Here is a 19,322-nt window from a genome sequence, read left to right on the forward strand (position 1 = left end):
CCGGGATTCCCAGCCGAGCGTTCCTGCGTCGGCTAGTTGTTGAGGGCGCCTCGGTCGAAGCCGCAAGCGCAAGTTGCGGCTTCGGGCCCGATTCGGTCGTATGGCTAGCGCAGCTCCGCCGGTGGCGTACGGTCCTTGTCGACCTTCTCCGTGCGCTCCAGCTCGCCCCACACGATGTAGCGGTAGGTGGAGGTGTAAATGGGTGTGCACGTCGTCAGCGTGATGTAGCGGCCCGCCTTCGTCTTCCCCGATGCCTTCGGGATCGGGGCGAGCACATCCACGTTGTACTTCGAGGTCTGCGGGAGCTCCTTGTACACCTTGTAGACGTACCAGGTGTCCCGCGTCTCAAAGACGATCGCGTCGCCGTTCTTCACCTTGTGGATGTTGTGGAACTTCGCTCCGTGCCCGTCCCGGTGCGCGGCCAGCGTGAAGTTCCCCTTGGCATCCCAGGGGAGCGCCGATTTGATCGGCTCCGTGTAGTAGCCCGCGATGCCGTTGTTGAGGCTCTTGGACTCCGTGCCCTTCTTCACCAGCACCTCGCCACTGCTCATGGCGGGTACGTGGAGGAAGCCGATGCCGTCCATCGTGTCGAGCGCGCCGGGACCGCCGGGACCGCTGTCCGCCCAGCCGTCGCGCATCTGGTCGCTCTGCTTGGCGGCCTCGCGGTCGGCGAGAACGTTCGTCCACCACAGCGAGTAGGCGACGAAGAGCCCCAGCACCACGCCCGCCGTGATCAGCAGTTCGCCGAGGACACTGATGACGCCGGCGATCCGGCTGCGCGCACGTGACACCGCACCTGTTCCCGTCTTGAAGTCTCAGACTGTTCAGCGGTTTCAGCCGACGAGCGCGTCGGGTTTGCCCTTGCTGCGCGGCCGTTCCTCGACCATCTTGCCCCACACGATCATTCGATAGGTACTCGTGAATTCGGGCGTACACGTGGTCAGCGTGATGTACCGGCCCGGCTCGGTGAATCCGGAGCCGGGCGGGACCGGACCGATCACGCCCACGTTCGACGGCGACGTCTGGGGGAGGATGCTCGCCATCTTGTACGTGTAGTACGCGTCCTGCGTCTCGACGACGATCGGGTCTCCGGGCTGGAGGCGGTTGATGTACCGGAAGGGCTCGCCGTGGGTGTTGCGGTGGCCGGCGACCGCGAAGTTGCCCGTCCTGTCCGCGGGCATCGCGGTCTTGAGCTTGCCCTCGCCGTAGTGGCCGACCATGCCGCGGTCGAGGACCTTGGGCTTGCTGATGCCCTCGGCGACCGGGACGACCACGTCCAGTTTGGGGATGTGCATGATGGCGAAGCCCTGGCCGGGCTCGAAGGCCTCCTCGGCCGGGCCGCCCTTGGCCCAGTCGTTCTGGATCTTGTTCGTCGCCTGGTCCGCCTGCTGCCCGGCGCGGATGTTCGTCCACCACAGCTGGTAGGTGACGAACAGCAGCAGCAGCACGCCGAAGGAGATGAAGAGTTCACCGATGGCGCGGCTGGCGATGACCGCCGGGCTGTCCTTCTGGGCACGCGCGGCGCGGCGCGCCTCGACCCGTGAGAGGGGCTTGGCGGGCCCGGAGGCGGCCGAGGCGGGGGCGGAGGCGGCAAAGGCCGCGGCAGGGGCGGCAGCGGCGGGCTCGGGGCGTCTGCGGCCCTTGCCCTTGGCCGCCTTGCGGCGCTCGGCGCGGCCGGGGCCCGTGGGGGTCTCCACGGCGCGACGGGTGTCCGCCGTACGCAGGGCTACGGTCTCGTCGTCCCGTAGTACGGGTATCGGGGGGGCGGGCACAGGAGCCGGAGCCGGAGTCGGAGTCGGCACCGGGGCCGGCACCGGAGCTGGAGCCGGTTGGGACGACACCTGGTGGGGTATCCGCTTCAGCTCGGGCTTGGGCTCGCCGTACCAGTCCCGCTGATAGCTCTCAGGGGCGTACCACTCCTCGGGCTCTTCAGCCCCTGCTGCCCCTACAGCCTCTGCTGCCTCTTCCGTGACATCCGGATCCTCCTGAGCGTCCGCCGCCTGGAACCACGGCGAACCGCCCTCCCCCCGCGGCAGCGGATCCGTCAGCGGGTCGTACTCGTCCCCGGCGCGCGGGGCACTCACGTCATGGCCTTGCCCACCACCGGCGCGAGCCCCACCGAACGGCCGATCGCCCCGGTGTCGCCGCACTGCTCCAGCCAATTGGCGAGCATCAGGTGGCCGTGCTCCGTGAGGACCGACTCGGGATGGAACTGCACGCCTTCGACGGGCAGTTCACGGTGGCGCAGCCCCATGATGATGCCGTCCGCCGTCCACGCCGTGACCTCCAGCTCGTCCGGCAGCACGGACGGCTCCGCGGCCAACGAGTGGTAGCGGGTCGCGGTGAAGGGCGAAGGCAGCCCCGCGAAGACGCCCTTGCCCTCGTGCGTGACCAGCGAGGTCTTGCCGTGCAGCAGCTCGGGGGCGCGGTCCACCACACCGCCGTACGCGACCGCCATCGACTGCAGCCCCAGGCAGACGCCGAAGACCGGAACCCCGGTGTCCGCGCAGTGCCGGACCATCTCGACGCACACACCGGCCTGCTCGGGCGTTCCGGGCCCGGGGGACAGCAGGACGCCGTCGAAGCCGTCCTGCGCGTGCGCGAGTTCGACCTCGTCGTTGCGCCGGACCTCGCACTCGGCGCCGAGCTGGTACAGGTACTGGACGAGGTTGAAGACGAAGCTGTCGTAGTTGTCGACAACAAGAACGCGTGCGCTCATCGGGCCGCCGCCCCCTCTCCGTCAACCGTCACATCGTTGAACGGAAGAAGCGGTTCCGCCCACGGGAACACGTACTGGAACAGCACGTAGACGACCGCGAGGACGAGCACGAGCGAGATGAACGCCCGCACCCATGCGTTGCCCGGCAGATGCCGCCAGATCCAGCCGTACATGCTGTCCCTCTCCGTTTGGTACGGCACCAGACTAAAGGGCGGCAGAGGCGCGTGGGTCAGCCGAGCAAAGCTTCCGGTTCGCCCTCGGTCACAGGCTGGGTCGCAGCCAGCCGCGCCCAGGCGATCAGCCGGTGGCTGCTGCCCCACTCCGGGTCGCAGGTGGTCAGCGTCAGGTATCGCCCCGGCCCGTCGAATCCGGCCGCGTCCCGCTTCAGCGGCCTGGGTACGGGGTCGATGACTCCGACATCGCCCGGCACGGTCCGGTACGGCTTCCTGGTGACGCGATACGTGAACCAGGTCGTCCCGTCCGTCAGTACGACCGCGTCTCCGCGGCGGAGGGCCGGGAAGTCCTTGAAGGGGTCTCCGTACGTACGGCGATGGCCGGCGACCGAGAAGTTTCCGCCGCCGCCGAGCGGGGCGGTGGCGGCGTAGTGGCCGAGGCCCTTCTTGAGGGTGCGTGCCTCGGTGCCCTCCAGGACCGGCCAGTCCCAGCCGCCGCCGAAGCGGGGGATGTACATGACGGCGAACGGCTTGCCGTCCTGGTACGGCTCCGGGACGGCCGTCTCAGGCGGAGCCGGCGGCTCGGGTGCCGCAGGCGTCCACTGGGGCGCGGGGGCCGCGACCGGGCCCTGGGACCACTCGTCCTGGAGCCGGTCGATCTGGCCGTCCGTGGCGCTGTCGGCCTTGATGCCGGTCCAGAACAGCACGTACACCACAAACAGCACAATCAGGGTGCCGACAGTGATGCACAGCTCGCTGAAAGTCCTGACAATCAGACGCACCGACATCATCACCGGCACCGCTCCCCTGCACTACCCCACGGGCTTCGCGTAGTGGAGATCCACTGTGCCCGAGTAGCCGGGGAGAGTCACCGCCTCGCGCTCGTCGACTTTCCAGCCGAGGCCGTACGCCTTCACATACAGCTGATAGTTCTGAATCGCCGGGGAGGCGGTCATCGCCTTCTCGAGCGCGCCCTGGTCTCCGACAGCGGTGATCTTGTACGGCGGGGAGTAGACGCGCCCCTGGAGGATCAGCGTGTTCCCCACGCACCGCACGGCGCTGGTGGAGATCAGCCGTTGGTCCATGACCTGGATGCCCTTGGCGCCGCCCTTCCACAGGGCATTGACGACCGCCTGGAGGTCCTGCTGGTGGATGACCAGGTCATTGGCGCGCGGCTCGGGGTAGCCCGGGGCGGCCTGGGCGTTCGGCGGGGCGTCGTTGAGGGTGACGGTGAGGGCGTCGCCGCTGAGCTTCTCGGTGCCCGCGGCCTGCTCCAGGGCGCTCAGCCTCGCGTCCTCGGCCTTCGTCGAGCCGTCGTCGCGCTGGGCGAGAGCGTCGACGTCCTCGCGTACCGCCGCGGTGGAGTCGCCGAGGGCGCCATTCTTGGCGCTGCGCTGCTGGATCAGGTCGGAGAGCTTCAGCAGGGAGTCGTCCGTCCGCAGGTTGGTGCCCTTGGCGGTGTTGAAACTGGTCACGAAGATCAGCCCGGCGAGGGCGAACACCGCGGCCGTCAGCAGCCGGACAGGCCGCCATCGGGAGTGGTGATCCCGGCCCGGGAGAGGTCCTTGGAGAGGTCCTTGGAGGGACCCTTCAGGAGAGTCGGCAGAATTGCTCAACGTACCCTTATCTCCTTAGGTGCCACGGAAGCACTACGCTAACGGACGCCTGGGGACGGCAGTGGCCCCCCTCACTTCAGCCCCGGCGCCCCAGCCACAGATCCCTGCGCGGTAACGCAGCGCATCGACAGGAGAGTCCCTCGTGCCGAAGTCACGTATCCGCAAGAAGGCCGATTTCACGCCGCCGTCGGCGTCAGCGAAGCAGGCCACGAGCATCAAGCTGACCAATCGCAGCTGGGTCGCACCGGTGATGCTCGCGCTGTTCCTGATCGGGCTCGCCTGGATCGTTCTGTTCTATGTGACCGAGGGCGATCTGCCCATCAAGAGCCTCGGGAACTGGAACATCGTCGCGGGATTCGGCTTCATCGCCGCCGGATTCGGCGTCTCGACCCAGTGGAAGTAGCCGGTCCGGGGCCGGCGGTAGCCGATCCACAGCAGGCCGGTCAAGCTCTGCCCTGAAGTTATCCACAGGGTTGTCCACACGGTGGGGAAAGAATCTGACGATCTGTGGATAACCCCTCGCGGGGTTGACGCCGATGTGACCGCGTCCGCCACGCCGATGAAACGTCCCGCCCCTTGTCTCTGCTGGGAAAGCCCAGGTCAGAGGCCAGGGATGGGGCAGTTCCCCACAGCCCGCACAAGATCCGGCACGGACTGTGGACAACCTTGGGGAAAGGTTCCCTCAGGTGCTCAGGTGAGGGCCGTGGTCCTGGCCAGGACCATTAGGACAGTCGCCAGCAGGGTCAGCGCACAGGTCGTGTACTGGACCAGGTTCCGCCGCTCGCGCGGTGCGTAGACGAGGCCGATCGTGACGAGCGCGCCGACGACGAGACCTCCGACGTGCCCCTCCCAGGAGATGCCCTCGCGGGTAAAGGTCAGCAGCAGGCTCAGCCCGAGCAGCGCGATGACCGGCCGCATGTCGAAGTTCTGCCGGCGCGCGAGCACGGCCAGCGCGCCCATCAAGCCGAAGATGGCGCCCGACGCGCCCAGCGAGGGCTGGTTCGGAGCGGCGACCAGATAGGCGAGCGTGGAGCCGCCGAGGCCTGAGAGCAGATAGACCGCGAGGAAGCGGCCCCGGCCCAGAGTGGGCTCCACCATCCTGCCCAGCACCCAGAGAGTCACCAGGTTGAACAGGATGTGCGTCAGGTCCTGGTGCAGGAACGTCGCCGTGAGCAGCCGGTACCACTCGCCGTCCGCCACACCGACGACTCCGCCGAGCTGCGGGCTGAAGGCGAGCCCGATCAGTTCGGTCTCGGCGACGAACCGGTCACCGAGCGCGAGGACGATGACGAAGACCGCGACGTTGAGCGCCACAAGGATCTTCGTGATCAGGAAGGTGTCGCTCACGACGGTGCCGCCCGCGACCGTACGCGGCCGGTTCGCGGACGGGGAGTGCCCCGTACCGGAACCGGTGCGTACGCATTCCGGGCATTGGAATCCGACCGAGGCGCTGACCATGCAGTCGGGGCAGATGGGCCGCTCACAGCGGGTGCAGGTGATACCGGTCTCGCGGCCCGGATGGCGGTAGCAGCTGGGCGCCGCCTGCGCGTCCTGCGGCTCCTGTGGACTGCCTGGTGCCTGGTCCATGGGGTCCCCTCAGTCTCTGCGGCTCAACACACCGCCCCGTCCATCCTTACGGACGGGCGGGGCGAAATGGTTCCCTCTGGCGATCACAACCGGGAATCAACCGGGAATCAAACCCTGGAGACGGGAGCCGGGGACCAGCACGGGGGCATGGCTCGCGATCAGGCCTTGCGGGTCTCGACAACGACCGACTCAATGACGACCTCGTCGACCGGGCGATCCGTACGCGGGTTGGTCTTCGTACCCACGATGGCGTCCACGACCTTCTTGCCCGCCGCGTCGGCGACCTCGCCGAAGATGGTGTGCTTGCGCGTCAGCCAGGAGGTGGGCGACACGGTGATGAAGAACTGGGAGCCGTTGGTGCCCGGACCGGCGTTGGCCATGGCGAGCAGGTACGGCTTGTCGAAGGCCAGGTCGGGGTGGAACTCGTCCTGGAATTCGTAGCCCGGGCCGCCGGTGCCGTTGCCCAGCGGGTCGCCGCCCTGGATCATGAAGCCGCCGATCACGCGGTGGAAGACCGTGCCGTCGTACAGCCTGTCCATCGTCTTCTTGCCGGTCGCCGGGTGGGTCCATTCGCGCTCGCCCTGAGCGAGCTCGACAAAGTTCTTGACCGTCTTGGGCGCGTGGTTCGGCAGGAGCCTGATCTCGATGTCGCCGCGATTGGTCTTCAGGGTGGCGTAAAGCTGCTCGGCCACGTCGTGCCTTCCGTAAGTCTTCTCTGAACGTCTCCCGATCCTCGCACGGAAGATCCGACTACGGATAAAGGGTGCCGAGTCGTCGCCGGAGCGGCGCGCGCGGCGGCGAACCGTGACATCGTCGTCCGGGAAGCTTCCCCCATGACCCGGATGCCCGCCCCCGCATGCCGATGCCGCACCCGGCAGGCATGATTTTCAAACGGGCGGAAAGGCGAAACTGTGCCCAACTGGTGATAAACCCAGGCCCACCAGAACGCCACCGAGGAGGAGGACCCCGTGACCCGCATGGACAGCGTGCGCGCCGCGACCGGTACGGCGAAGGAGAGCGTGCTGCACGCCGCGGAAGTGGTGGCGCCCTACGCCGACACGGCAAAGGACCAGGCCGCGCGATATGCGCACCAGGCACGCGTACGAATCGCGCCGAAAGTCTCGAAGGCCGCTACTCAGGCCCGTGTTCAGTACGACGCGCGCGTCGCGTCGCATGTGCCGCCGAAGATGGACAAGGCCGCGCACCGAGCCGCTACCCAGGCGCGGAAGGCCGCGCGTCAGGCGGCGGATTACACCGCTCCGCGGGTGGAGCACGCGAAGGCCGTCGCTCAGCCCGTACGGGAAGAGGCCGCAGCCCGCTCCGCTGCCGCACTGGCAGCGCTGCGTGGACAGGTGACGGCGAAGGAGATTCAGAAGCTGGCGAGGAGGCACGAACGACGGGCCAGGAACGGGCGTCGCGCAAAGCGCCTGGTGATCATCGGCGTACTGGCCGGTGGAGCTGTGGCCACCTGGAAGTGGTGGGACAAGCAGGCCAACCCCGATTGGCTGGTGGAACCGCCCGCCGCCACGGAGGTCTCCGACCAGCAGCCGCTGGCGTCCGTCGACGGCAGTCCGGAGACTCTGGACCCTGAGGTGCGGGCGAAGCAGAAGCAGGACGAAGCGGAAACCGGGGATCGCGACGACCGCCGCTGATCGCATACCGCCCTGGTGGCCACCCCTGTGGCCGCCGGTGCGGCCGCCCGTGTGGCGAGTGGCGCCGGGAGACGATCGGGCTCCCGGCGCCTCATGCCGCGACGAGCGCCGGGATCGCTGAACCGCCGGCGCGCGGTGAACCGTCGGCACGGGCGGCACTGTCGGCACGGTCGGCGCTTTCGTCACCGATGGCGGGCAGGTGCCGGGTGGCGGGCGAGGAGCCATGCGCTTCGGCACGGATGCGCTGCTTGATCGTGGGCGGCAGCGACCTGTCGCGTGCCGCCGGGCTCCACCGCCTGCCGGGCGCTGTCACGCTCACCCGGACGGCTTCCCTACGCGCCTGCGTACGGGTGGCCTGGCTGGGCAGGACCGGTCGACGGCCGACGGTCCGCGAGGCAGGAGCGGCGGCGGCGGTCATCGTGGTCGTCGTGGTGGTGGTCAGCCCCACGGAGGCAAGCAGCGCAGAGAGCGCGGTGAGAAACGCGGTCCACAGATTCCTGACCCACAGATTCTTGATCTCGAAGGCGGCCATGACCCCTCACTTTCGGGTTGGGCGGTCTATATACCTTCCTCATGATGTGTACGCACTTCGAGAAGTGGGGGAGCGACGCCGCCCCTGCGCCGTTCTTCGGATGAACACCACCCGGACGGCCCACTGAGGGTCACAAATCCTCGGTTCCCACGGTCCTGTTCTCCCTGGCGAGGTCAGTGACCGTGTCCACAAAGGCCCTGACCAGGGGATTGGTCCGGCCGTGGGGCCAGGCGATCGCGATGCGCAGCGGCTCGATGTCCGCAACGCGGCGCCAGGTCAGTTCGGGATGGGTGTAGTAGCCCGCCATCGACTCCGCACCGAGGCAGACAGCCTCGGCGGTGGCGACGTGTTCCAGCATCTCCTCGACGTTGTCGTTCTCCGGGCCCCAGAGGGGCGTCGATCCGTCCGGCCGGGGATTGACTGCCCACCAGTCCACCCACTCCCGGGGGGCCTTACGGGTCCACATCAGGGGCTCGTCCCGCAGGTCCATGATGCTCACGGCGTCACCGCCGGCGGCGGCCAGCGGGTGCGTAACGGGCATGGCCACCCACCGGGACTCCGTCGCGACGACTTGCGCGTGCAGCCCGGACAGGTCCGTCGGCAGCCATACGAAGGCGGCGTCGGCCAGCCCCTGCCGTAGCGCCTCCGCCTCGCCGCCCCAGTCGAACCGCTTCGGCTCCACCGTGATCTCCGGGTGGTCGGTGGCGAACACGGCGCGCGCCCGCCTGCCCAGCGGCCCGGCGCCGGTCGCCACGAATCCGATTCTCAGCAGCTGTTTGCGTGCGGCTTCCGACGTGCGGACCTCGCGCACGGCCTGCCGCCAGTCGTCGACGATCCGGTGGGCCGCGGGCAGCAGGCTCTCGCCGGCCGCCGTGAGCCGTACGGCCTGCCTGCCGCCGGACCGTACGAACAGCCGCACCCCCAAATCGCTCTCCAGCCGCTGGATCTGCCGGCTCAAGGACGGCTGGGAGAGGAACAGTTCCTGTGCGGCCCGGGTGAAGCTCAGGTGTTCGGCGACGGCCACGTAGTAGCGCAGAACCCTGATGTCGGCATCCGTGGTCGGAGTATCCATGCCTCAAACGTATGGATGCGGGATGCGGGCATTGAGCCGCATCGGAACCGGCTGATTCCGTGGAAATGCGCGAATCGCGAGGGACATCCACGAGGGACATCCGCGAAGGGCCAAGGGGGAGAGGCATACCGGTGGACGGGTCTTTGAGCAGGGGAAGTGTGCTGCGGGGCACGGGAATTGGTGCGGTAGGTCTGGCAGCCACCATGGTGGGGGCGCAGACCGCCCATGCCGCGACGCCCGGGCCGGGACAGCACGGAGAGCACGCGGAGCACCCCCCATGTGCGGCTGATCCGCCGCTACTACGAGAGGCTTCTTCGCCCCGCTCCGTGCGTCACGGAGCCGGTTGGCGTTCCGCAAGTCTGCATCTGCACCGGAGTTCCCTCCTGACCTCTTGCCGCATCTATCGAGTATCGATAGATTTCCATCGCGACTCGATAGAAGGAGAGATGATGGGAAAGCTGACAGTGCTTGCACTACGCGCCGTGCTCGTAGTGCTGCTCGCCGGCTCGGTGTTCGTACAGACAGTGATGGTGGCGCTGCTGGCCACTGACCTGGAGGAGAGCGGCGGGGACCTCGCGGACCTGCGCACCCCGATCCTCGTGATCACGGTCCTGGGCGTCGTGACGGTCCAGGTCGTCCTGGCGTGCGTGTGGCGGCTGGTGACGATGGTGCGACGCGGAACGGTGTTCTCCGACGCCGCCTTCCGGTACGTGCACGTCGTGATCGGCGCGATGGTGGCGGCCGCCCTCCTGGTGTTCGCGCTCGGGGTCATCCTTGCGCCGGGCGAGGCCGTCGCCCCGGGCGTGATCCTCCTGATGGGCGGGGCCGTCATCGCGGTCCTGGGGGTCGCGCTCATCGTGCTCGTACTGCGGATGCTGCTCGCTCAGGCGGTCGCGCGCGACGTCGAGGCAGCGCAGATGCAGGCCGAACTGGACGAGGTGATCTGATGCCGATCGCCGTAGACATCGACGTGATGCTGGCCAAGCGGAAGATGTCCGTGGGCGAGCTCGCGGAACGCGTCGGGATCACCCCCGCCAACCTGGCGGTGCTCAAGAACGGCCGCGCCAAGGCGGTGCGCTTCGCGACGCTGGCCGCGCTCTGCGAAGCGCTCGAGTGCCAGCCGGGAGACCTGCTGCGCTGGGAGGCGAAGGACGCCGCGGACGAGTGACGCTTGCTTGAAGGAGTGCGGCCTGGCACGCTTCGGCGTCGCGCGGCTCCTCTGGCCAGGCATGGATCCGAACGGTCACTGACAGACGGCGCCGAAGCCGACCAGGCCCGGGATTCGCGCAGACCCTGAACGGCGAAACCTTCCCGCATCGCACCTCCCGCCTTCAAGACCCGTGAACAGCAGCTCGTCGGGGCCGAGAGCGGTGACCTCACCCACCCGCCCGCCGGTCTCGGCAAAGGTCTCCGCGATGTCCATCGCGTCCTCGGCCATGCACTCGTGGAGCTGGTCCCACTCTTCGCGTTCGATAAAGACCATCTCGTCCTCGACCTCCTCGACCTCCTCGACCTCGTCGCCGTCAAGCCTGGGAAGGCGCGTGTGCGCGCACGGGTTCGTAGCCCGGAGCGCGGGTTCGGCATCTACAGCGGCCTGCTTGAACCACGGCGACAGATTCTGCTCGAACATCTCATCCGGGCTGCGCAAGTTTGAGACGAACCCCTGGCTACGTATCCAGCCAGGCGGCCACTGCCGACCGTGACCGTTCACCATGTCTCGGAAACGCTCCGCGGCCTCTGGGTCCTCGAAGAACTCGGACTCCTGCCTGCCACCGCGCGCCCCGCAGGCTCGCCACAACACGGCGAAACGCACCGCAGCGTCGCTTTTCTCCTGATTCCTGGTGCACGCCATGCCGAGCACCGTAATCAAAACCGTGCTGACACAGTGCTGATGCTACAAACACAGAGAGCCCTCCCGACCAACGTTTCCGCAGGTCAGAAGGGTTCTGGGGTTGTGGAGCCTAGGGGAGTCGAACCCCTGACATCTGCCATGCAAAGACAGCGCTCTACCAACTGAGCTAAGGCCCCAGAGAGGTGGGTACGGCCGAGCAGAGACATGTCTCCGACCGACCACCGCAGACCAGAGTACCGGGTTATCGCCCGGATCCCACAAATGATGGGGCTCCCGGCGGGCAACCACGCTCCGTAAGATGCACGTCGAGGTTCGCAGCAGCGAAGCCGCTTGGGGAAGCGATGGGGAGACTCGATGGATGCCGCTCAGCAGGAAACGACCGCAAGAGCCAGAGAGCTGCAGCGGAGCTGGTACGGAGAGCCGCTGGGGGCGCTCTTCCGTCGGCTCATCGATGACCTCGGCCTGAACCAGGCCCGGCTTGCGGCGGTGCTCGGGTTGTCGGCTCCGATGCTCTCTCAGCTGATGAGCGGCCAGCGCGCCAAGATCGGCAACCCGGCGGTGGTCCAACGCGTGCAGGCGCTCCAGGAGTTGGCGAGCCAGGTCGCCGACGGCAGTGTCAGCGCGGTCGAGGCCACCGAGCGGATGGAAGAGGTCAAGAAGTCGCAGGGCGGCTCCGTACTGACCGCGACAACTCAGAGCACCAGCAGCTCGGGAGCGCCGACGGTGCGCCGGGTCGTACGCGAGATCCAGTCGCTGCTGCGCTCGGTCGCGGCGGCGGGCGACATCATTGACGCGGCTGACGCCCTCGCCCCGAGCCACCCCGAACTGGCAGAGTTCCTCCGGGTGTACGGAGCCGGGCGCACCGCGGACGCGCTCGCCCACTACGAGTCGCACCAGAGCTGACGGAGGCTGGACGTCGCCTCGCCGGAGACAGCGAACTCAGCGACGACAGCAACGACAGCGACCACGGCGACCACAGGGAACAAGGCGCACCAGGGAATCGGGGAGCAGGCGCAGCGCAATGGGTGAGATCTTCGCTGGTCGGTACGAGCTGATCGACCCGATCGGACGTGGTGGTGTCGGCGCCGTATGGCGGGCCTGGGACCACCGGCGCCGTCGTTATGTGGCGGCCAAGGTCCTGCAGCAGAGCGACGCGCACACGCTGCTGCGCTTCGTCCGCGAACAGGCTCTTCGGATCGATCATCCCCATGTCCTCGCCCCGGCCAGCTGGGCCGCGGACGACGACAAGGTGCTGTTCACCATGGAGTTGGTGAGCGGCGGATCGCTGGCGCATCTCATCGGCGACTACGGTCCGCTGCCGTCCCGCTTCGTCTGCACCCTGCTCGATCAGCTGCTGTCCGGCTTGGCCGCGGTGCACGCGGAGGGAGTCGTGCACCGCGACATCAAGCCGGCCAACATACTGCTGGAGGCCACCGGGACCGGACGGCCGCATCTGCGGCTGTCCGACTTTGGGATCTCCATGCGCAAGGGCGAGCCCCGGCTGACCGAGACCAACTATGTGGTGGGCACGCCCGGTTACTTCGCGCCCGAACAGATGCTGGGAGCGGAGCCGGACTTCACGGCCGATCTCTTCGCGGTCGGTCTGGTCGCCCTCTATCTCCTCCAGGGGCAGAAACCCGACTCCAGAGCCCTGGTCGAGCACTTCGCCAACCACGGCACTCCGGGCGCTCCCCAGGGCATCCCTGAGCCGCTGTGGCAGGTGCTGGCCGGTTTGCTGCAGCCGGACCCGCAAGCGCGGTTCCGCACCGCCACGGGGGCGCGCAAGGCGCTGACAACGGCCGTCGAGACGCTTCCGGAAGCCGAAGCCGACGACGATCCGGTCGAGGTCTTCGACCAGATCGGCCCGCTCCCCGCCGGTTTCGGCCCCACCGGTCCGGTAACGGCCCCTCAGACGACCCCCGACCCACCCCAGCAGGCACCTCAGCAAGCACCCCAGCAGGTGGTCCAGCAGGGCACGCAGGCGCCCGTGAGACAGCCGCTCCCGCCCTCGCAGACGGACGGCTTCCACCTCGCCCCGCCCCAGCACCAGCACCAGCCGCAGCACCACCAGCCCGTACAGCCCCCGCAGCACCCTCAGTCCCCCCAGTACCCTCCCCCCGTGCCGATGACCGCCGAGCCGACGCCGACGCCGACACCCACGCCCACGCCGCACCCCATGCCCTCCCCCACACCCGTACCGGCGCACAGCGCCACCCCCTCCTACGACTCAGCACCTGAGTGGCCGTCACGGTCCCCAACAGCTCCCGTGCAGTACGAACCAGCCCCTACTCGTGCTTACACCGCTCAGGGCCCGCAGGTTCCACTCCCGTACGCGCCAATTCGGCACGCGGCTCCCAAGCGGCCGGGACCGCCCCCGAAGGTCGCGGTCCCGGTGCTGCTCGTCGCGCTGCTCTGTTTCGCCGTGGGCATCTGGGCGCTCACCCAGTCCTGAACGAACGCCCCCTCCGAGCTATCTGGCCGGCGGCGGCCCGTACTGCCCGGGGCCCGGCATCACAGCATCGGCACCAGCGGCAGCATCCGCAGCACCGGCAGCGGCCCGCCGCCGCGCGACCAGCGTCCACACCCCCAGCCCCAGCACCAGCACGGTCCCGGCGCCGATCCCCGCCGCGGCTACCAGTTCCATCGTGTCGCTCTTCGCCGCCTCCGGCGCGCTCTTCCCGCTGCCGGCCGCGTCCCGGTCGTCCTGCGTGACCTCGAAGTCCCCCGCGGGCCCCGCGTACGCCGGAGCACCCTTCGCCCGGCCCTCGATGTTCACCCGCAGGGTCAGCAGGAGCGCCGCCTCCCCGAACCCCTCGGCGACCTTCGGGTTGAGCGAGACAGACAGGTAGTACCAGCCGGCGAACCGCATGGCTTCGACGGCGTCGCCGGACCCGTACCGGTTCTCGTACGCCACCGGAGGAAGCGGATCCAGCGCGGTCGACTCCTGCTTGCCGTCGTAGTACACGCTCGAACCGTCCCCGACGTACCCACGGGCCGGGTTGTGCAGCGTCAGCTGCATGGCGTTGCTGCCGCTGCCCCGGCCGTCGGGCGCCCTGCTCACCGTGCTGGTGCCGAGATCGGCGCTGGCGAAGATCTGCTGTCCCCAGTCCACCGGCACCCGGTAGAAGAGCGTCTGGCCCGGCGCGATCTCGTCCTGCCACTCGCCCTGCTCAATGCTGGTGGCGTCGTTGAAGCTCGTGCCGCCATGACGCTTCTCCGGGCTTCCCGCGGGCGGCGCGGGGGAGGCGGAGGGCCAGTTCTCGGGCGCGGCGGTCGGAGCGGACTGTGTCAGTCCGGGCTCGGACGCGAAGCGGATCTCGACATCCCACGGATCCTGCGAGGACGTGTCCGGACCGGACCGCTCCAGAAGTACGAAGTACGGGCCCGCCTCCTGACAGGTGCGGCTGTTTTCGTCGATCGTGCGGTCGGCGTACGCGGCGACCGGCCTGGAGTACGCGCCGGAGCCGAACCGAGCGTCGTCGTTACCGCACCGGGAGCCCGAGCGGTCCTCGATGGTCACCTCGAGCTCGTCCGCGTACGCGAGCTTGGCATCCAGTCCCGGAACAGCCACCGCCGAGATGTACGCATGGGTCTCGGCGTCGAGATTCACACGGTAGTAGCGCTTCTCGCCCGGCTTGATCGAGTCCTTGTACGCCGATCCGGCGTTCAGGGTCGGCCCGGCGCTGTTGACCGCCGCACCCTCAACGGGCTTTACCGCGCTGTCGAATTCGTACGGATGGGGCTCACCGGCTGCCCACGCCTGCCCGGGCAGCGCCGCCACCGCACACATCGCCGCCAGGCAGGCCGCCGCCACCTGGCCCACCCAGCCCCTGTCGCGCCCCCTCGTCACGCGCTTCTCCTTGTTGAGTACGTAGTTGCTGAGTACGTAGGTGCAGCCGTAGCCGTGTCCGCTCATGATGTCGGTCCATCCTGCCCCGGCACTCACTCCGCTGTCTGCGCGGCGGTGCCCTTCCCGTACTTCGCCACACGCGGTTGCTATAGCAACTTGTTTATTTGCGGGGGCGAACTCACAACCGGAATTATCGCGGCCTGGCAGCTGCGAAACCGGGAAATAAGAATCACCGGCTCGGGGCATCACGAAGCCCCGGCCGCTTCAGCGACCGGGGCTCATGACAAGAACTGCTGCGTCTCACACACCCGAACCTGCGGGCACGGAGTCGGTCGCCTCCGTCCACAGATCCTGCTCGGCGCGATCCGCCTGGATCTGGCGGTACACGAGGAGCCCGCCGATGGCGGCCAGTGCGACCAGGAGAAGCTTCTTCACCGCGCGACCTCGTCTTTCCTTGACGTTCGAGGACTTCTGGCGCCCGACTATACACACCGACCGATACCGATCGGTGACCTGCGCGGGCACTGACTCCCGGCGGACTCGGGGCGGACTCCGGGCGGACTCGGCGCCACCTACGAGCCAACTCCGGGCCCGATAAAGCGTTCGGCCCGGACAGAGAATCCCTGTCCGGGCCGAACAACCACAACTGTGGGGCTAACAGGATTTGAACCTGTGGCCTCATCCTTATCAGGGATGCGCTCTAACCAACTGAGCTATAGCCCCGCCGCGCTTGTGCGCTGACTCATGAAGATTAGCGCACGTCGGGGCCAGTCCCAAAATCGGTTGTCCGCCCCGCCCGCGCCTCACTCCTGCCTCACCCGCAACTCACTCGCAACTCACTCGTCTTCCGCCAGCGTGAGCTCGACGCCGCCCACAAATCCGGCGGAGAGGTTGTAGATGAAGGCGCCGAGCGTCGCCAGCGCCGTGGCCAGCACCACATCGATCACCGCGATGACCGACGTGAAGACCAGCACCCGCGGCAGCGAAAGGAACGACTGAAGATCGAAGCCATTGCTCTCATTGGAGCCGGTCGCCTCGCTGATCGTCCCGCCGACTGTGGAGAAGACCCCCATCGCGTCCATGACCATCCACAGCACCGCCGCCGCGATCACCGTGCAGATGCCCAGCGCGATGGAGAGCAGGAAACTGACCTTCATCACCGACCACGGGTCGGCCTTGGCCACCCGCAGCCGTGCCTTGCGCGTGCGCGGCGTCGTACTCGCCCCTGTCCGCGGTCTGCGCACAGCAGCAGCCGCAGCCGCCTGCTGTCCGCCACCCTGCGCAGCGCCCACGCCCTGCGGCGATGGATACGCCTGAGGCGGATGGTACGGCTGCGCGCTCGGCTGCTGCGGCGCCGGCTGCGCGCCGCCATACGTCTCGTACGGGGGCTTGGGCCCCCGGGTGTCCGTCACCGTAACCCCCTGGGAGTCCGCGGCAGGGCCACGGGCACCGTTCGCTTCGGAAGCGGCCGATTCGGCGCCCGTGGCTCCACTCACGCTCTTACTCCTCGTGCTCCCCGGCCGAGGACTGACTGCCCTCGACTGCCGTCTCAGCCGTCTCTACGCCGGCTTCGTCGGTCCCATTGCCCTCTTCGGTCCGCACGACCTGAGCGGCCTCGCCAACCTCTGAGATCTCTGAAACCTCTGAGGTCTCGTTGGCCTCTTCGGTTGCCTCGATCTCTTCGGTTCCTTCGACCTCTTCGGCCTCGCGACCGGCCTCGGCGTTACGAGCGATACCGACGACGGCATCGCGCTTGCCCAGGTTGATCAGTTGAACGCCCATGGTGTCACGGCCAGTCTCCCTGACTTCATTGACTCGCGTACGAATCACACCACCACCGAGAGTGATGGCAAGGATCTCATCCGTCTTCTCGACCACCAGAGCACCCACCAGCGAACCGCGGTCTTCCACGATCTTGGCAGCCTTGATGCCAAGACCACCACGACCCTGGACGCGATATTCATCCACAGCGGTCCGCTTCGCGTACCCACCATCCGTAGCCGTGAACACGAACGTACCCGGCCGGACGACATTCATCGAGAGGAGTTCGTCTCCCTCACGGAAACTCATCCCCTTCACACCCGACGTCGCACGCCCCATCGGCCTCAGCGCGTCGTCCGTCGCGGTGAACCTGATCGACTGCGCCTTCCTGCTGATGAGCAGCAGATCATCCTCCGCCGACACCAGCTCCGCGCCGATCAGCTCGTCCGCGGCGCCCTCGACGCCGCCTTCGGCGTCACCATCGGTCTCCCGGAGGTTGATCGCGATGACACCACCCGACCGCGGCGAGTCATAGTCCTTCAGCGCGGTCTTCTTCACCAGACCGCCCTTGGTGGCGAGCACCAGGTACGGAGCGGCGTCGTAGTCGCGGATCGCCAGAATCTCGGCGATCTCCTCGTCCGGCTGGAAGGCCAGCAGGTTGGCGACGTGCTGACCGCGCGCGTCCCGCCCGGCGTCGGGCAGCTCGTACGCCTTCGCCCGGTAGACCCGGCCCTTGTTGGTGAAGAACAGCAGCCAGTGGTGCGTCGTGGAGACGAAGAAGTGGTCGACGATGTCGTCTTCCTTCAGCTTCGTACCGCGTACGCCCTTCCCGCCGCGCTTCTGCGAGCGGTAGTCGTCCGTCTTCGTACGCTTCACATAGCCGCCACGCGTGATGGTGACGACGATGTCCTCCTCGGCGATCAGGTCCTCCATGGACATGTCGCCGTCGAAGGGCACCAACTTGGAACGCCGGTCGTCGCCGAACTTCTCGACGATCACCGCCAGTTCCTCGCCGACGATCTGCCGCTGCCTCTCGGGAGAGGCAAGGATGATGTTGTACTCGTTGATCTTGGCCTGCAGTTCGTCGTGCTCGGCGACGATCTTCTGGCGCTCCAGGGCCGCCAGCCGGCGCAGCTGCATCTCCAGGATCGCGTTGGCCTGGATCTCGTCGATCGAGAGCAGACCCATCAGGCCCTCGCGCGCGATCTCGACCGTGTCACTGCGCCTGATCAGCGCGATGACCTCGTCGATCGAGTCCAGCGCCTTGAGCAGACCGCGCAGAATGTGCGCCCGCTCCTCCGCCTTGCGCAGGCGGAACTTCGTACGCCGGACGATGACCTCGATCTGGTGCGTCACCCAGTGCCGGATGAACGCGTCGATCGAGAGCGTGCGCGGCACACCGTCGACCAGCGCCAACATGTTCGCGCCAAAGTTTGTCTGCAAATCGGTGTGCTTGTAGAGGTTGTTCAGCACGACCTTGGCGACCGCGTCCCGCTTCAGCACGATGACGAGCCGCTGCCCGGTCCGAGAGCTCGTCTCGTCCCGTACGTCCGCGATTCCGCCGATCTTGCCGTCCTTCACCAGGTCGGCAATCTTCTGTGCGAGATTGTCGGGGTTCGTCTGGTACGGCAGTTCCGTGACCACCAGGCACTGGCGGTTCTGGATCTCCTCGACCTCGACCACCGCGCGCATCGTGATCGAGCCACGACCGGTGCGGTACGCCTCCTCGATGCCCTTGCGGCCCACGACCAGCGCGCCGCTCGGGAAGTCGGGGCCCTTGATCCGCTCCATGAGGGCGTCGAGCAGCTCCTCATGAGTGGCCTCGGGGTGCTCCAGCGCCCACTGCGCGCCGGCCGCGACCTCGCGCAGGTTGTGCGGCGGGATGTTGGTCGCCATGCCGACCGCGATGCCCGCCGAGCCATTGACCATCAGGTTCGGGAAGCGCGCCGGCAGGACCGTCGGCTCCTGGTTGCGGCCGTCGTAGTTGTCCTGGAAGTCGACGGTCTCCTCGTCGATGTCCCGGAGCATCTCCATGGAGAGCGGCTTCAGCTTGCACTCGGTGTAGCGCATGGCCGCGGCGGGGTCGTTCCCCGGGGAGCCGAAGTTTCCGTTGGAGTCCACCAGCGGCATACGCATCGACCACGGCTGCGCCAGACGGACGAGCGCGTCGTAGATCGAGGAGTCACCGTGCGGGTGGTACGTGCCCATAACGTCACCGACGACGCGGGCGCACTTGTAGAAGCCCTTCTCGGGCCGGTAGCCCCCGTCGTACATCGCGTAGAGCACGCGCCGGTGGACGGGCTTGAGGCCGTCCCGTACGTCGGGCAGCGCACGCGAGACGATGACGGACATCGCGTAGTCGAGATACGAGCGCTGCATCTCGGTTTCGAGCCCGACCGGCTCGATCCGCAGCGCCCGCTCCTCCTCCTGCGTGAGAGCGGGAGTGCCAGGAGTGACGGGGGTGGCGGGGATGCCAGGTACGGCGGGGGTGTTCTCGTCGGCCATTGC

21 protein-coding genes and 2 tRNA genes are annotated in these 19,322 nt (G+C 67.8%); 6 read left to right on the plus strand and 17 right to left on the minus strand.

Annotated elements, in window-relative coordinates:
* Positions 1-104: 104 nt before the first annotated feature.
* The 6 genes from ACIHCQ_RS02660 to ACIHCQ_RS02685 are packed head-to-tail and all read right to left on the minus strand — an operon-like array spanning position 105 to position 4,508.
* Positions 105-791 (minus strand): class E sortase, encoded by a 687-nt coding sequence (locus tag ACIHCQ_RS02660; protein ID WP_399657062.1) that lies wholly within the window; start codon positions 789-791, stop codon positions 105-107.
* Between the two features lie 42 nt (positions 792-833).
* Positions 834-2,084 (minus strand): class E sortase, encoded by a 1,251-nt coding sequence (locus ACIHCQ_RS02665; protein ID WP_399657064.1) that lies wholly within the window; start codon positions 2,082-2,084, stop codon positions 834-836.
* The gene (locus tag ACIHCQ_RS02670) at positions 2,081-2,719 is read right to left on the minus strand and encodes an aminodeoxychorismate/anthranilate synthase component II (RefSeq protein WP_399657066.1); all 639 of its coding nucleotides are present in this window, start codon (positions 2,717-2,719) and stop codon (positions 2,081-2,083) included. Before ACIHCQ_RS02670 ends, ACIHCQ_RS02665 begins: the two co-directional genes overlap by 4 nt.
* On the minus strand, positions 2,716-2,892 hold the full coding sequence (locus ACIHCQ_RS02675) for a hypothetical protein (protein WP_399657068.1): 177 nt from the start codon (positions 2,890-2,892) through the stop codon (positions 2,716-2,718). Before ACIHCQ_RS02675 ends, ACIHCQ_RS02670 begins: the two co-directional genes overlap by 4 nt.
* 56 nt (positions 2,893-2,948) lie before the next feature.
* Positions 2,949-3,680 (minus strand): class E sortase, encoded by a 732-nt coding sequence (locus ACIHCQ_RS02680; RefSeq protein WP_399657590.1) that lies wholly within the window; start codon positions 3,678-3,680, stop codon positions 2,949-2,951.
* 24 nt (positions 3,681-3,704) lie between these two features.
* Positions 3,705-4,508 (minus strand): DUF881 domain-containing protein, encoded by an 804-nt coding sequence (locus ACIHCQ_RS02685; RefSeq protein ID WP_399657070.1) that lies wholly within the window; start codon positions 4,506-4,508, stop codon positions 3,705-3,707.
* A gap of 142 nt (positions 4,509-4,650) precedes the next feature.
* Between ACIHCQ_RS02685 and crgA the strand changes: the two genes are divergently transcribed.
* Positions 4,651-4,911 carry a cell division protein CrgA gene (gene crgA, locus ACIHCQ_RS02690; RefSeq protein WP_399657072.1) on the plus strand — a complete coding sequence of 87 codons (261 nt, stop codon included), beginning with the start codon at positions 4,651-4,653 and terminating at the stop codon, positions 4,909-4,911.
* Positions 4,912-5,198: 287 nt separating this feature from the next.
* Here crgA and ACIHCQ_RS02695 read toward each other — a convergent pair whose 3' ends face one another.
* Together ACIHCQ_RS02695 and ACIHCQ_RS02700 are read right to left on the minus strand one after the other, a co-directional pair.
* Positions 5,199-6,095 carry a rhomboid family intramembrane serine protease gene (locus ACIHCQ_RS02695; protein ID WP_399657074.1) on the minus strand — a complete coding sequence of 299 codons (897 nt, stop codon included), beginning with the start codon at positions 6,093-6,095 and terminating at the stop codon, positions 5,199-5,201.
* A gap of 158 nt (positions 6,096-6,253) precedes the next feature.
* Positions 6,254-6,787 carry a peptidylprolyl isomerase gene (locus ACIHCQ_RS02700; protein WP_399657076.1) on the minus strand — a complete coding sequence of 178 codons (534 nt, stop codon included), beginning with the start codon at positions 6,785-6,787 and terminating at the stop codon, positions 6,254-6,256.
* Between the two features lie 276 nt (positions 6,788-7,063).
* On the opposite strand from ACIHCQ_RS02700, the gene ACIHCQ_RS02705 reads away from it, so the two are divergent.
* Positions 7,064-7,747 (plus strand): DUF5324 family protein, encoded by a 684-nt coding sequence (locus ACIHCQ_RS02705; RefSeq protein WP_399657078.1) that lies wholly within the window; start codon positions 7,064-7,066, stop codon positions 7,745-7,747.
* Between the two features lie 91 nt (positions 7,748-7,838).
* Here ACIHCQ_RS02705 and ACIHCQ_RS02710 read toward each other — a convergent pair whose 3' ends face one another.
* A complete protein-coding gene (locus tag ACIHCQ_RS02710; protein WP_399657080.1) occupies positions 7,839-8,279 on the minus strand; it encodes a DUF6344 domain-containing protein in 441 nt (146 codons plus the stop codon).
* Between the two features lie 130 nt (positions 8,280-8,409).
* A complete protein-coding gene (locus ACIHCQ_RS02715) occupies positions 8,410-9,351 on the minus strand; it encodes a LysR family transcriptional regulator (RefSeq protein ID WP_399657082.1) in 942 nt (313 codons plus the stop codon).
* 449 nt (positions 9,352-9,800) lie between these two features.
* Between ACIHCQ_RS02715 and ACIHCQ_RS02720 the strand changes: the two genes are divergently transcribed.
* Positions 9,801-10,298 (plus strand): DUF2975 domain-containing protein, encoded by a 498-nt coding sequence (locus ACIHCQ_RS02720; protein ID WP_399657084.1) that lies wholly within the window; start codon positions 9,801-9,803, stop codon positions 10,296-10,298.
* Positions 10,298-10,519, plus strand: coding sequence for a helix-turn-helix domain-containing protein (locus ACIHCQ_RS02725; RefSeq protein ID WP_399657086.1), 222 nt, complete (start codon positions 10,298-10,300; stop codon positions 10,517-10,519). Before ACIHCQ_RS02720 ends, ACIHCQ_RS02725 begins: the two co-directional genes overlap by 1 nt.
* Before the next feature lie 75 nt (positions 10,520-10,594).
* Here the strand turns inward: ACIHCQ_RS02725 and ACIHCQ_RS02730 are convergent, their stop codons facing one another.
* Together ACIHCQ_RS02730 and ACIHCQ_RS02735 are read right to left on the minus strand one after the other, a co-directional pair.
* Positions 10,595-11,203 (minus strand): hypothetical protein, encoded by a 609-nt coding sequence (locus tag ACIHCQ_RS02730; protein ID WP_399657088.1) that lies wholly within the window; start codon positions 11,201-11,203, stop codon positions 10,595-10,597.
* A 103-nt stretch (positions 11,204-11,306) separates the two neighbouring features.
* Positions 11,307-11,379 (minus strand) — tRNA-Ala (locus tag ACIHCQ_RS02735).
* Between the two features lie 178 nt (positions 11,380-11,557).
* On the opposite strand from ACIHCQ_RS02735, the gene ACIHCQ_RS02740 reads away from it, so the two are divergent.
* Together ACIHCQ_RS02740 and ACIHCQ_RS02745 are read left to right on the plus strand one after the other, a co-directional pair.
* The gene (locus ACIHCQ_RS02740) at positions 11,558-12,106 is read left to right on the plus strand and encodes a helix-turn-helix domain-containing protein (protein WP_399657090.1); all 549 of its coding nucleotides are present in this window, start codon (positions 11,558-11,560) and stop codon (positions 12,104-12,106) included.
* A gap of 118 nt (positions 12,107-12,224) precedes the next feature.
* A complete protein-coding gene (locus tag ACIHCQ_RS02745) occupies positions 12,225-13,655 on the plus strand; it encodes a serine/threonine-protein kinase (RefSeq protein WP_399657092.1) in 1,431 nt (476 codons plus the stop codon).
* 18 nt (positions 13,656-13,673) lie between these two features.
* Here the strand turns inward: ACIHCQ_RS02745 and ACIHCQ_RS02750 are convergent, their stop codons facing one another.
* From ACIHCQ_RS02750 to gyrA, 5 genes are all read right to left on the minus strand, one after another.
* Complete coding sequence (locus tag ACIHCQ_RS02750; RefSeq protein ID WP_399657094.1) at positions 13,674-15,119, minus strand: hypothetical protein; 1,446 nt, start codon at positions 15,117-15,119, stop codon at positions 13,674-13,676.
* A 234-nt stretch (positions 15,120-15,353) separates the two neighbouring features.
* Positions 15,354-15,488 (minus strand): DLW-39 family protein, encoded by a 135-nt coding sequence (locus ACIHCQ_RS02755; RefSeq protein WP_003958712.1) that lies wholly within the window; start codon positions 15,486-15,488, stop codon positions 15,354-15,356.
* A gap of 214 nt (positions 15,489-15,702) precedes the next feature.
* A tRNA-Ile gene (locus ACIHCQ_RS02760) sits at positions 15,703-15,776 on the minus strand.
* Between the two features lie 113 nt (positions 15,777-15,889).
* A complete protein-coding gene (locus tag ACIHCQ_RS02765) occupies positions 15,890-16,465 on the minus strand; it encodes a DUF3566 domain-containing protein (RefSeq protein WP_399657593.1) in 576 nt (191 codons plus the stop codon).
* A gap of 88 nt (positions 16,466-16,553) precedes the next feature.
* Positions 16,554-19,319 carry a DNA gyrase subunit A gene (gene gyrA / locus ACIHCQ_RS02770; protein WP_399657096.1) on the minus strand — a complete coding sequence of 922 codons (2,766 nt, stop codon included), beginning with the start codon at positions 19,317-19,319 and terminating at the stop codon, positions 16,554-16,556.
* Between the last annotated feature and the right edge of the window lie 3 nt (positions 19,320-19,322).

Source organism: Streptomyces sp. NPDC052236, from assembly GCF_044548015.1.
In the GTDB taxonomy this organism is placed as follows: Bacteria; Actinomycetota; Actinomycetes; order Streptomycetales; family Streptomycetaceae; genus Streptomyces.

Excerpts from the sequence above, each read along its gene's own strand:
- ACIHCQ_RS02670 (WP_399657066.1), bottom strand. The coding sequence starts at position 2,719 with ATGAGCGCACGCGTTCTTGTTGTCGACAACTACGACAGCTTCGTCTTC.
- ACIHCQ_RS02675 (WP_399657068.1), bottom strand. The coding sequence starts at position 2,892 with ATGTACGGCTGGATCTGGCGGCATCTGCCGGGCAACGCATGGGTGCGG.
- ACIHCQ_RS02680 (WP_399657590.1), bottom strand. The coding sequence starts at position 3,680 with ATGTCGGTGCGTCTGATTGTCAGGACTTTCAGCGAGCTGTGCATCACT.
- ACIHCQ_RS02695 (WP_399657074.1), bottom strand. The coding sequence starts at position 6,095 with ATGGACCAGGCACCAGGCAGTCCACAGGAGCCGCAGGACGCGCAGGCG.
- ACIHCQ_RS02710 (WP_399657080.1), bottom strand. The coding sequence starts at position 8,279 with ATGGCCGCCTTCGAGATCAAGAATCTGTGGGTCAGGAATCTGTGGACC.
- ACIHCQ_RS02715 (WP_399657082.1), bottom strand. The coding sequence starts at position 9,351 with ATGGATACTCCGACCACGGATGCCGACATCAGGGTTCTGCGCTACTAC.
- ACIHCQ_RS02720 (WP_399657084.1), top strand. The coding sequence starts at position 9,801 with ATGGGAAAGCTGACAGTGCTTGCACTACGCGCCGTGCTCGTAGTGCTG.
- ACIHCQ_RS02725 (WP_399657086.1), top strand. The coding sequence starts at position 10,298 with ATGCCGATCGCCGTAGACATCGACGTGATGCTGGCCAAGCGGAAGATG.
- ACIHCQ_RS02730 (WP_399657088.1), bottom strand. The coding sequence starts at position 11,203 with ATGGCGTGCACCAGGAATCAGGAGAAAAGCGACGCTGCGGTGCGTTTC.
- ACIHCQ_RS02740 (WP_399657090.1), top strand. The coding sequence starts at position 11,558 with ATGGATGCCGCTCAGCAGGAAACGACCGCAAGAGCCAGAGAGCTGCAG.
- ACIHCQ_RS02745 (WP_399657092.1), top strand. The coding sequence starts at position 12,225 with ATGGGTGAGATCTTCGCTGGTCGGTACGAGCTGATCGACCCGATCGGA.
- ACIHCQ_RS02750 (WP_399657094.1), bottom strand. The coding sequence starts at position 15,119 with ATGAGCGGACACGGCTACGGCTGCACCTACGTACTCAGCAACTACGTA.
- gyrA (WP_399657096.1), bottom strand. The coding sequence starts at position 19,319 with ATGGCCGACGAGAACACCCCCGCCGTACCTGGCATCCCCGCCACCCCC.